Here is a 10315-nt window from a genome sequence, read left to right as displayed (position 1 = left end):
CCACACCTCCACATCAACAATGGTCCACAAAGACCCGAAGACGCACGACCGCAACCCCTATGCATCAGCCGGCAGCGTCAGATGTGTAGAAGAGACGGGCCCAGGCCGGGGGCTGCACCGGGGTCCCGGGGGGCGGCACCGGGCGGGTCTCCAGCGGCTCGGCGAACCGCCGCTCGGTGCGGAACCCGCCGAAGGACCGGGTCTCGGGCTCACCACCGCCGTCGGGTGGACCGAACGATTGTGTCTCGGGAGCCGGTTCGCCGTGTTCGTACGGCGGGAACTCCGTGGTCGGGTGGTCAGTGACGTTGCGGCCTCGAGCAGCATCGCCGCCATGCGGCGGATTGACAGACACCTGCACTCCCCTTGTGTTCGGTTCGCTTGGCTAATGCTCCGCACAGAATGCTTGTTAACGAAGAGTAGCGCAGCACGCCCGCGCGCCGCCGGGCCGCAGGTCAGCCCACTCCGGCGTAGGAGTGCAGTCCGACGGTCACCAGGTTGACGAAAAACAGGTTGAACACCATCGCGACGAACCCGACCACGTTGATCCAAGCCGCTTTGCTGTCCCGCCAGCCGGCCGTCGACCGGGCGTGCAGGTAGGCGGCGTAAACCACCCAGGCCACGAACGACACCGTCTCCTTGGGGTCCCAGCCCCAGTACCGGCCCCACGCCTCCTCGGCCCAGATCGCGCCGAAGATCACCCCGAACCCGAACACCGGGAACGCGAAGATGGTGGTCCGGTAGGCGATCCGGTCCAGCGTCTGGGCGTCGGGCAGCCGCTGCACGACGCGCGCCAGCACACCGGGGCGCTCCGGGTCGCTCAGCGGCGACGTTTTCAGCAAAAACAGCAGGCTGGCCACCCCGGCGACCAGGAACACCCCCGACCCGAGGCTGACCACCGAAACGTGGATCGGCAGCCAGTAGGACTGCAGCGCCGGCATCACCGGGGCCGCGGTGGCGTACAGCCAGCGCCCCGAGATCGACAGCAGGATCAGCACCGGCAGCAGCACGAACACCCACAGCGCCCGGTGCTGCGGGCGGCGCAGCACCACCGCGGCGGCCACCAGCCCGCTCAAACAGGTCAGGTTGATGAACTCGTACATGTTGCCCCAGGGCGGGCGCAGCGTGGCCAGCCCGCGCAGCACCACGCAACCCACCAGCAGCGCGATGCCCAGGTAGACCAGCGCCAGCCCGGCCCGGCCCACCCGTTCGTCCAGGGATCGGGTCGAGGTGTCGAGCACCACCCCGGGGGTGGCGCTGTCGGCGGTCACCGACCCGGCGGCGACCAGCTCACGGGGCTCGACCCGGCCGCGGGTGTAGGCGAGTTCGACGGCCAGCAGCAGCAGCGCGATGACCAGCACCACCAGCGAGGAGGTGTACGCCCAGTCCGAATAGCGGGCCAGTGCGGCGTCGACGTGCAGGGTGTTCATGTTCTCGGGCCTTCCTTACCGGCCGTCACGACGGGCTGCGTCGTGGTGTCGAGTCCGGCCAGCAGCCGGGTGGTCAGCCGTTCGAACTCGTCACCCCATCCGGAGTTGTCGGTGCGGGCCAGCCCACCCAGCTCGACGTTCACCGTACCCGGGGTCGCCGGGGTGATCCGTGCCCACACCCGTCGGCGCCGCACCACCAGCGACACCAGCAGCCCGGCCATCATCGTCATCGCGCTGACCAGCACCCACAGCTGGCCGGGGTCGTGCGACACCTGCAGGTTGATGAACGGCACCGCGCCGTCGAACCGCACCACGGTGCCGTCGTCGAGTCTGACCTGCTGGCCGGCGGTCAGGTTGGTGCGTTTGACCTTGGTCAGCCGGCCCTGCTCCTTGAGCCGGGGATCGAGGTTGAACAGCGACTGGGGCCGGCCGGTGTCGAGCCCGGCGTCGCCGCGGTAGATGTCGATGGCCACCGCGGGGTCGTTGAGGGCGGGGAAGCTGGACGACAGCAGGGTGCCGTCGAGCTGCTTGGTCGGCGCGAACAGGCCCTCGATCGCGATCTGGTGCTGGCGGCGCTCGCGCGGGTCGGGGTACATGCCGGCCGGCGGGTCGATTCGCACCGCCCCCGACGACAGCAGGGTCAGCGGGCTGTCGGGGCGCCACTGCACGGTTGCGGTGCGGGTCTGCCCGCCCGGGAAGGTGACGGTGAACGTCGGCGCGTAGCCGTGGCCCTGCAGGTACACCCGGTCGCCGCCGAGCCGCAGCGGGTGGTTGACCTCCAGCGGGTAGGGCCGCCACTGGCCGCTGGTCAGGTCGGCGCCGGCCTGGTAGTCGATGTCGGCGGCATAGGAGGTGGCCTGCCCGGACGGCAGGTAGTGCGCGTCGAAGCCGTTGACTCGGATGCACATCGGGTGCAGGGCGGTGCCGTCGACCAGGTTGCCGGCCCGGAACGAGTCGAACGCGGCCGGCGACGCCGAGCAGAAGCCGGGGCCGCCGTCGGCGATCACGATGACGTTGCCCTCGTAGCCGAACATCTTGCCGGCCGCGACCGCGAGCAGCAGGCCCAGCAGCGCGAAGTGGAACACCAGGTTGCCGAATTCGCGTAGGTAGCCCTTCTCGGCCGACACCTCGGCGACGCCGTCGTCGGACCGGATCGTGGTGCGCCAGCCGCGCAGCCGCCCGGCCAGGGTCTTCGCGGTGGCCGCCGGCTCACCGGGGAGCTGGGCGGTGGCGTGTTTGGGCAGCCGGGCCAGGTTGCGCGGGGCGGGCACCGGGGTGGCGCGCAGGCTGCGCAGGTGCTCGAGGGTGCGCGGGGTCAGGCAGCCCACCAGCGACACGAACAGCAGCACGTAGATGGCGGTGAACCAGAAGCTGGAGAACACGTCGAACGCCTGCACCCGATCCAGCCACGGCCCGAGCACCGGATGCTGCACCAGGTATTCGTCGACCTTGCTGGCGTTGAGGTTGCGTTGCGGCAGCAGCGCGCCGGGCACCGCGCCCAACGCCAGCAGGAACAGCAGCACCAGCGCGGTGCCCATCGACGTCAAGCTGCGCCAGGTGTTGCGGATTACGGCGAGCCCCACCATGGCGCGCCGACTGTGCGGTTTCATCCGCCCACCCCGGCCTGTCGCGGATCAAACCGCACAGTCGTGGCCAGGGGTAGGCCTGCTCGCGGCGGTGGGGTGACCATCAGATCGGCAACCTGACGTCGGAGACGACGGCGTCGCGCACCCAGGACACGAACTGCCCCCACGCCCCGGTGAGCAGCGCGACCCCGACCGCGATCAGCAGCACCCCGCCGAGGATCTGGATGGCCCGGGTGTGCCGGCGCAGCCAGGACAGCCCGGCCACCGCCGAGGCCGACCCGAACGCCAGCACCACGAACGGAATGCCCAACCCCAGGCAGTAGGCCAGCACCAGCACCACCCCGCGGGCCACGGTCGCGCCGTCGGTGGCCGAGGCCACGGTGACCACCCCGGTCAGCGTCGGGCCCAGGCACGGCGTCCAGCCCAGCGCGAACACCGCGCCCAGCAGCGGCGCGCCGGCCACCGTGGACAGCTGCCGGGGACTGAACCGGGCCTGGCGCTGCAGGGCCGGGACGAAGCCGACGAACACCAGCCCCATCACGATGGTCAGCGCCCCGCCGACCCGCTGCAGCAGCACCTGGTTGGTGATTAGCGCGGTGGTCATGCCCAGCACCGCGACGGTGCCCAGCACGAACACCGCGGTGAACCCGGCGACGAACAGCGCCGCCGAGCCGGCGACCCGCCAGCGGGCGGCGGGCGGGGCTTTGACCGCGCCCGGCGGCGGCTGCTCGTCGACGCCGACGACCGCGGCCAGATAGGACAGGTAGCCGGGCACCAGCGGCACCACGCACGGGGACGCGAACGACACCAGCCCGGCCAGCACCGACACCGCCAGCGCCACCAGCAGCGGCCCGGTGGCGGCGGTGTCGGTCAACCCGCTGCTCATGGCGGCCCGGGCCGTGTGGGCGACCCGCCTTGTTCGGCGGCCAGCCGCTGCACCACCGGCTGCAGATCCTGCGCGAGCAGTTCCCGCAGAAACACCGCGGCGACCCGGTGTTCGCGGTCCAGCACGATGGTGGACGGGATGACCGAGGACGGGTATTTGCCGCCGAATGCGATCAAGGTGCGCATCGCCGGGTCGTAGATCGACGGGAACGTGACGTGCCGGTCGGTGACGAAATCCTGGGCGGCCTGCTGGTTGTAGTCGCGCACGTCGATGCCGAGGAACGCCACGCCCTGGGCGCGGGTGGCGTCGTACACCTGCTGCAGCTGGCCGATTTCGGTGCGGCACGGCCCGCACCACTGGCCCCAAATGTTGAGCACGACGACTTGGCCCGGGTAGTCGTCGACGGCCCGGGTGCGGGCCGGGTCCAGCAGATCCGGCCCGGCCACCGGGCCGGGCCGGCCGCGGTCGGCCGGCGGGTCGTAGAAGATGTCGGTCTTGCCGCCGGGCGCGACGAACTCGAAGGTGCCGCCGCGGGCGACGGCGTCGTCGCCGGTGGAGCAGCCAGTGCAGCCCAGGGCGACCAGCGTCGCCCCGAGGATCACCAGCCGCCACATCGTTACGCGTCCGCGGGGGTGGAGTATTCGACGTCGACCAGCCGGTCGCCGTCGAACACCAGCGAGGTCACCGACGCCACCGCGCACTGGCGCCGGCGCGGGTCGTGCCAGAGCTTCCTGCCTTCCAGATGCAGCCGGGTGGTGTACACCGGCAGCTGGTGGCTGACGCACACCACCTCGTGGCCGGCGCCGCGGGCGCGGGCCTTGTCCACCGCGGTGGCCATCCGGGCCGCGATCTGGGCGTACGGCTCGCCCCAGGACGGGGTGAACGGGTTGCGCAGCTGCCACCACACCCGGGGGTCGCGCCAGGCGCCATCGCCGGGCGAAACCCGGCGGCCCTCAAAGAAGTTGGTGGATTCGATCAGGTTGTCGTCGGTGTCGACCGGCAGGTTGTGGGCCGCGGCGATGGGGGCGGCGGTCTCCTGGGCGCGCTGCAGCGGTGAGGCGATCACCGCGACGACGTCCCGGTGCGCCAGCGCGTCGGCGACCGCTTTCGCTTGCCGGTTGCCCTTGTCGGACAGCCGAAACCCGGGCAGCCGGCCGTACAGGATGCCGTCCGGGTTGTACACCTCGCCGTGGCGCACCAGGTGGATGCGGGTGTGCTCGGCCATCAGGGCTTCTCCTCTCGGGCGGCCGCTTGAGCGGCGGCCGGCAACGCGGCGGCGATGGTGTCGAAGGCCGCCTCGTCGAGCGCGGCCGAGACGAACCACACCTCGAATGCGCTGCACGGCGGGTACACCCCGGCGTCCAGCAGGGCGTGGAAGAACGCCGGGTAGCGCCAGGTTTCACTCGCCCGGGCGGTGCCGAAATCGGTGACCGGCGTCTCGGTGAAGAACACGGACAGCATGTTGCCGGCCCGCGGAATCTGGTGCGGCACACCGGCGTCGGTCAGCGCCGCGGAGATCAGGTTGGCCAGCCGGTCGGCGTTGGCGTCCAGCGCCTGGTACACGGCGGCGTCGGCGGCGCGCAGCGTGGCCAGCCCGGCGGCGGTGGCCACCGGGTTCCCGGACAGGGTGCCGGCCTGATACACCGGGCCCAGCGGCGCCAGCTTGGCCATCACCTCGGCGCGGCCGCCGAACGCCGCGGCGGGCAGCCCGCCGCTCATCACCTTTCCGAAGGTGAACAGGTCGGCGTCCACCGGGTCGAGGCCGTACCAGCCGGCCGCGCTGACCCGGAAACCGGTCATCACCTCGTCGGAGATCAGCAGCGCGCCGTGCTCGGCGGTGATCGCGCGCAGCGCGGCGTTGAAGCCGGGCGCCGGCGGCACCACGCCCATGTTGCCGGGGCTGGCCTCGGTGATCACCGCCGCGATCTGGTCGCCGTGCGCGGCGAAGGTCTGCGCCACAGCGTCGACGTCGTTGTAGGGCAACACGATCGTGTCGGCGGCGGTGGCGCCGGTCACCCCGGGCGAGGACGGCAGGCCCAGGGTGGCGACCCCGGAGCCGGCGTCGGCCAGCAGCGCGTCGACGTGGCCGTGGTAGCAGCCGGCGAACTTGACGATCTTGGGCCGGCCGGTGAAGCCGCGGGCCAGCCGCAGCGCGCTCATGGTGGCCTCGGTGCCGGAGTTGACCAGCCGGACCTGCTGCACCGGGGCTACGCGCTCGACGATCTCGGCGGCCAGCTCGACCTCGGCGGCGGTGGGCGCCCCGAACGACAGGCCGTGGGCGGCGGCCCGCTGCACGGCCTCGACGACGGCGGGGTGGGCGTGGCCCAGGATCATCGGGCCCCAGGAGCAGACCAGGTCGACGTAGCGGTTGCCGTCGGCGTCGGTGAGCCGGCAGCCGTTCGCCTCGGCGATGAAGCGCGGGGTGCCGCCGACCGCCGAGAAGGCCCGCACCGGCGAGTTCACCCCGCCGGGGATGACCGCGCAGGCATCGTCGAACAGCCGCGCGGAGGTCGCGGTGGCCTGGTCAACATGCATGGCTACCAGTGTCCCAGCCGGCCTGATCTGGTGAACTACAGGGTGTAGTTCTCGCGGCTGCCGCGCCGGACCCCGTCGCTGCAGACGTACCTGCGACACCACGCGATGAGGAGAACCGAATGACGGTGGAAACGATGCGGCTGCGCTGGTCCTCCACTGCCCAGGACGATGCGTTCACGGTCGTCAATCCGGCGACGGGCCAGCCCATCGTGGTGATCCAGGGTGCCGGGGAGAAAGAGACCGATCGGGCCGTCGAGGCGGCGGCCGCGGCCCAACCGGACTGGAAGGCGCGTCCGCCGCGCGAGCGCGCCCGGTATCTGCGATGGGTAGCGGACGCGGTACGCGAGCACGGGGATGAGATCGCCGGCCTGGAGTCCAGCGATAACGGTAAGCCGGTGCGCGATGCGCGCCGGTACGACGTGGAGGCCTGCATCGCGATCTTCGAGCTGTTCGCCAGCTTGTGCGAGGTAATGCCAAGTCAGGTGCGCGACGCGGGCAGCCTGCTCGACATCACCATGCTTGAGCCCTACGGGGTGGTGGCGGCGATCGTGCCGTTCAACTGGCCGCCGCTGCACACCGCCGGAAAACTGGCACCGGCACTGGCGGTCGGTAATGCCGTGGTTTTGAAGCCGCCCGAGCAGGCCCCGCTGTCGATGCTGCGGGTCGTCGAGCTGGTCCAAGGCATCCTGCCCGACGATGTGGTGCACGTGGTGCCCGGTGGCGGCCGGATCGGAGCGCGTCTCGCCCAGCATCCGCTGGTCGGGAAAATCTCCTTCACCGGGGCGCCGACCACGGGTTCTGCCGTGCTTAAGGCGGCCGCCGACAATCACACCCCGACCCTGATGGAACTCGGCGGCAAGAATCCCTTCATCGTGTGCGCCGACGCGGATATCAACGCCGCCGTGGCGTGGGCGATCGAAGGCGGCTATTACAACAAGGGCGAGGCATGCACGGCGGCGTCCCGATTCCTGGTGCACCGCAGTGTGCACGACGAGTTCGTGGCGAAGCTCAGCAAGGCCGTCCGCCGGTTGCGAGTCGGTGACGGCGCCGACGCCCGAACGCACGTCGGACCGGTGGTCGACGAGAAACAGCAACAGCGGGTCGAGTCGTATCTCGCGCTTGGTGTCGCGGAGGGCGCGGTTGTGGCCGCGCAAGCCGAACTGCCAACCGACCCGGATCTAGCCGGCGGCTATTTCGTGCGGCCCACGTTGTTCACCGGTGTGACCCGAGACATGCGCATCGCCAATGAAGAGATTTTCGGGCCAGTCAGCGTGGTTATCCCGTTTGACTCCGAGGAAGACGCCATCAGCATCGCCAACTCCACCGCGTTCGGTCTGGTGGCCGCGATCTTCAGCCGGGACCCCGAAACCCCGTTGCGAATCAGTCGCGACCTCGGCGCGGGCATGATCTTTGTCAACAACTACAACCGCGCCGTCGTCGGCACGCCCTTCGGCGGGATCAACGCCAGCGGTTACGGGCGCGAGCACGCCCTCGAAACATTGCACGAGTTCGGGTACAGCAAGAGCCTACGGATGCCGTCTGGACGTTCGCCGGTACCCCAATGGGTTTCGGCTCTCGAGGTAACCGACGGGATCTAGAACCGCTGCAAATGCCTATTCCCGCGGTCGACGTGCACGCACATGTCTGGCTGGAACCGATACAGCGACTTGTGCCGACGCACTTGAGTCCGACCCCCGTCGCGGGTTTGATCGGACCATGCAACTCCCCCAATGGCTGGCCCGGTTCAACCGATATTTCACCAACCCGATCCAGCGGCTGTGGGCCGGCTGGGCACCGACGTTCGGGATCCTCGAGCACGTCGGGCGGCGCTCCGGCAAGTCCTACCGAACCCCGCTGAGCGTGTTCAGCACCGACGACGGGGTGGCGATCCTGCTGACCTACGGCCCCAACCGGGACTGGTTGAAGAACATCACCGCCGCCGGCGGGGGCCGGATGCGCCGCTATGGCAAAACCTTCGCGGTGACCAACCCGCGGCGGGTCAGCAAGGCCGAGGCGGCACCGCACGTGCGCGGCGGCTGGCGGCCGATCTTCGCGCGGTTGCCGTTCGAGCAGGCGGTGCTGCTCACCAAGGTGAGCTGAGGATGCAGTTCTCGCAGCGCCGTGCCCGGTTCAACCGGGTGGTGACCAATCCGCTGTTTCGGCCGATCTCCGGGTGGGTGCCGTTATGGTCGATCATCGAGCACAAAGGCCGGCGCTCCGGCAAGACGTATCGCACCCCGGTGTCGATGTTCCACACGCCCGACGGTGTCGCGGTGCTGCTGGTGTACGGGCCCGACCGGGACTGGCTGAAGAATCTGCAGGCCGCCGGCGGTGGCCGGGTCAAGCTGAGCGGCAAGACGTTTGACGTCACCGACCCCCGGGTGGTGCCGACCTCGGAGGCGGTCGGCTTGCTGAAGCCGCCGTGGCGGCAGCTGCTGGGGCACGCCGGGGTGGAGTCCACCTTGCTGTTGACGCGCGCCGGGTGAGCAGCGCCGGGATCAGAGGTAGCGAACGTCGGCACCGACCGCTTCATACGTGCGCCGGGCTCGACGATCAAGGGAAAGTAAGGGCAGGCCGGCCTCAACCGCAGTAGCGGCGACGAGACCGTCATAGGTGACGCCGCCGGTGATCGCGGCGGCTGAAAGCGTCTCGAGCGCACGATCCGTCGCCGCCGCTGTGAGCACCGCCCGGTGCTTGAAGGTGCCGTCGAGAAGGGCCAGCGCCTGAGCGGGCAGGACCCGAAGGGTCGGGTGGCGCGTCAACACCGCATACGTTTCAAACAACGCATGCGCAGCGATTCCCGCTCGGTGTTCGCTGACCGCGGCGAAGGCGACGTCATGAAACTCGTGCAGTTCGGACAACGCGGGCAGCGCGACGCTGGTGTCGACCAGCGCGGTCGGCGTGTCAGCGGAATCGGCTGTCACGCAAGCTATCCCGCACGCTGAGCATATCGTCCAAGGTAGTGGGTTTGCCGCTAGCCGCCGAGATGATCAAGCGACCATCCTTCTCGACAAGCAGGGCATTGTCGCGCTCATCGGGAAGTAGGAACTCAAGGCGGTCACCACTGTCGACGACTTCCAGCTCGGTGCCAGGCGCTAGGCCGTGCCGGTCACGCATCGACTTAGGGATAACGACCCGACCGGCCTTGTCGATGGTGGTCTTCATGAGAAACCCCAAGCTCTTTACCGTCCCGCAATTCTCCCACAACGTTACCATTTTAGTGGGTTTCATCTGGGACTAACGGCAATCGTCATCGGGGGGCAGGGACGCCGAATAGCCCGCGCCGCGGTACGGTACTGGTCAGTACTACCCCGAGACTTCTATGGTGAACGCTGTGACCCAAACCGCCGATCACGCCGCCGATGCTTCGCCGTGGTCCCCGCGCGAGAGCGAACTGCTCGCGACCACGCTGCGACTGCTGCAGGAACACGGCTACGACCGCTTGACGGTCGACGCCGTCGCCGCCACCGCGCGGGCCAGCAAGGCCACCGTGTACCGGCGCTGGCCGTCGAAAGCCGAACTGGTGTTGGCCGCGTTCATCGAGGGCATCCGCCAGGTCGCGGTCCCGCCCGACACCGGCACCCTGCGCGGCGATCTGCTGCGCCTGGGCGAGGTGATCTCGGAGCAGACCCGCCAGCACGCCAGCACCATGCGCGCGGTGCTGGTCGAGGTGTCCCGCAACCCCGCCCTCAACGACGTCATGCAGCACGAGTTCATCGACCAGCGCAAGGCCCTGTTCCACCACATCCTGCAGCAGGCCGTCGACCGGGGTGAGATCGACGCCGTCGTCATCGACGACGAACTCTGGGATCTGCTGCCCGGCTACCTGATCTTCCGGTCCATCGTCCAGGACCGGCCACCCACCCCGCACACCGTGCAGG

The 10315-nt window shown here is 69.8% G+C and carries 13 protein-coding genes; 4 read left to right on the top strand and 9 right to left on the bottom strand.

Translation table 11 applies throughout. The features are described from left to right. Positions 1 to 64 precede the first annotated feature (64 nt). The 7 genes from BKN37_RS23420 to hemL form a co-directional block, all read right to left on the bottom strand. The gene (locus BKN37_RS23420) at positions 65 to 352 is read right to left on the bottom strand and encodes a hypothetical protein (RefSeq protein WP_131823679.1); all 288 of its coding nucleotides are present in this window, start codon (positions 350 to 352) and stop codon (positions 65 to 67) included. A gap of 100 nt (positions 353 to 452) precedes the next feature. Next, positions 453 to 1427: a c-type cytochrome biogenesis protein CcsB gene (gene ccsB / locus BKN37_RS23415; protein WP_071029329.1), complete on the bottom strand. Its 975-nt coding sequence runs from the start codon at positions 1425 to 1427 to the stop codon at positions 453 to 455. Next, positions 1424 to 3013: a cytochrome c biogenesis protein ResB gene (gene resB, locus BKN37_RS23410; protein ID WP_071029332.1), complete on the bottom strand. Its 1590-nt coding sequence runs from the start codon at positions 3011 to 3013 to the stop codon at positions 1424 to 1426. The genes ccsB and resB overlap by 4 nt, the downstream gene beginning before the upstream one ends. A gap of 103 nt (positions 3014 to 3116) precedes the next feature. Beyond that, the gene (locus BKN37_RS23405; RefSeq protein WP_071029328.1) at positions 3117 to 3899 is read right to left on the bottom strand and encodes a cytochrome c biogenesis CcdA family protein; all 783 of its coding nucleotides are present in this window, start codon (positions 3897 to 3899) and stop codon (positions 3117 to 3119) included. Continuing rightward, positions 3896 to 4513: a TlpA disulfide reductase family protein gene (locus tag BKN37_RS23400; protein ID WP_071029327.1), complete on the bottom strand. Its 618-nt coding sequence runs from the start codon at positions 4511 to 4513 to the stop codon at positions 3896 to 3898. Before BKN37_RS23400 ends, BKN37_RS23405 begins: the two co-directional genes overlap by 4 nt. Positions 4514 to 4515: 2 nt before the next feature. Beyond that, a complete protein-coding gene (locus BKN37_RS23395) occupies positions 4516 to 5124 on the bottom strand; it encodes a histidine phosphatase family protein (RefSeq protein ID WP_071029326.1) in 609 nt (202 codons plus the stop codon). Continuing rightward, positions 5124 to 6434 carry a glutamate-1-semialdehyde 2,1-aminomutase gene (hemL, locus tag BKN37_RS23390; RefSeq protein WP_071029325.1) on the bottom strand — a complete coding sequence of 437 codons (1311 nt, stop codon included), beginning with the start codon at positions 6432 to 6434 and terminating at the stop codon, positions 5124 to 5126. The genes BKN37_RS23395 and hemL overlap by 1 nt, the downstream gene beginning before the upstream one ends. A 134-nt stretch (positions 6435 to 6568) precedes the next feature. Between hemL and BKN37_RS23385 the strand changes: the two genes are divergently transcribed. From BKN37_RS23385 to BKN37_RS23375, 3 genes are all read left to right on the top strand, one after another. Continuing rightward, on the top strand, positions 6569 to 8032 hold the full coding sequence (locus tag BKN37_RS23385; protein ID WP_242657338.1) for an aldehyde dehydrogenase family protein: 1464 nt from the start codon (positions 6569 to 6571) through the stop codon (positions 8030 to 8032). A 118-nt stretch (positions 8033 to 8150) separates the two neighbouring features. Then, on the top strand, positions 8151 to 8534 hold the full coding sequence (locus tag BKN37_RS23380) for a nitroreductase family deazaflavin-dependent oxidoreductase (protein ID WP_071029323.1): 384 nt from the start codon (positions 8151 to 8153) through the stop codon (positions 8532 to 8534). 2 nt (positions 8535 to 8536) lie between these two features. Then, entirely contained in the window at positions 8537 to 8920 is a 384-nt protein-coding gene (locus tag BKN37_RS23375) for a nitroreductase family deazaflavin-dependent oxidoreductase (RefSeq protein ID WP_071029322.1), read from the top strand. 12 nt (positions 8921 to 8932) lie between these two features. Here BKN37_RS23375 and BKN37_RS23370 read toward each other — a convergent pair whose 3' ends face one another. Together BKN37_RS23370 and BKN37_RS23365 are read right to left on the bottom strand one after the other, a co-directional pair. After that, a complete protein-coding gene (locus tag BKN37_RS23370; protein ID WP_071029321.1) occupies positions 8933 to 9358 on the bottom strand; it encodes a PIN domain-containing protein in 426 nt (141 codons plus the stop codon). Continuing rightward, entirely contained in the window at positions 9339 to 9599 is a 261-nt protein-coding gene (locus tag BKN37_RS23365; protein WP_071029331.1) for an AbrB/MazE/SpoVT family DNA-binding domain-containing protein, read from the bottom strand. The genes BKN37_RS23370 and BKN37_RS23365 overlap by 20 nt, the downstream gene beginning before the upstream one ends. 157 nt (positions 9600 to 9756) lie before the next feature. On the opposite strand from BKN37_RS23365, the gene BKN37_RS23360 reads away from it, so the two are divergent. After that, the coding region (locus tag BKN37_RS23360) for a TetR/AcrR family transcriptional regulator (protein WP_071029320.1) at positions 9757 to 10315 on the top strand (559 nt) is incomplete at its 3' end.

This window comes from Mycobacterium talmoniae (genome assembly GCF_001854525.1).
Taxonomy (GTDB): Bacteria; Actinomycetota; Actinomycetes; order Mycobacteriales; family Mycobacteriaceae; genus Mycobacterium; species Mycobacterium talmoniae.
The sequence above is the reverse complement of the archived record's forward strand: the minus strand, read 5'-3'. Positions and strand labels throughout refer to the sequence as shown.

Excerpts from the sequence above, each read along its gene's own strand:
- BKN37_RS23400 (WP_071029327.1), bottom strand. The coding sequence starts at position 4,513 with ATGTGGCGGCTGGTGATCCTCGGGGCGACGCTGGTCGCCCTGGGCTGC.
- ccsB (WP_071029329.1), bottom strand. The coding sequence starts at position 1,427 with ATGAACACCCTGCACGTCGACGCCGCACTGGCCCGCTATTCGGACTGG.
- BKN37_RS23395 (WP_071029326.1), bottom strand. The coding sequence starts at position 5,124 with ATGGCCGAGCACACCCGCATCCACCTGGTGCGCCACGGCGAGGTGTAC.
- BKN37_RS23385 (WP_242657338.1), top strand. The coding sequence starts at position 6,569 with ATGCGGCTGCGCTGGTCCTCCACTGCCCAGGACGATGCGTTCACGGTC.
- BKN37_RS23380 (WP_071029323.1), top strand. The coding sequence starts at position 8,151 with ATGCAACTCCCCCAATGGCTGGCCCGGTTCAACCGATATTTCACCAAC.
- BKN37_RS23375 (WP_071029322.1), top strand. The coding sequence starts at position 8,537 with ATGCAGTTCTCGCAGCGCCGTGCCCGGTTCAACCGGGTGGTGACCAAT.
- BKN37_RS23365 (WP_071029331.1), bottom strand. The coding sequence starts at position 9,599 with ATGAAGACCACCATCGACAAGGCCGGTCGGGTCGTTATCCCTAAGTCG.
- BKN37_RS23405 (WP_071029328.1), bottom strand. The coding sequence starts at position 3,899 with ATGAGCAGCGGGTTGACCGACACCGCCGCCACCGGGCCGCTGCTGGTG.
- resB (WP_071029332.1), bottom strand. The coding sequence starts at position 3,013 with ATGGTGGGGCTCGCCGTAATCCGCAACACCTGGCGCAGCTTGACGTCG.
- hemL (WP_071029325.1), bottom strand. The coding sequence starts at position 6,434 with ATGCATGTTGACCAGGCCACCGCGACCTCCGCGCGGCTGTTCGACGAT.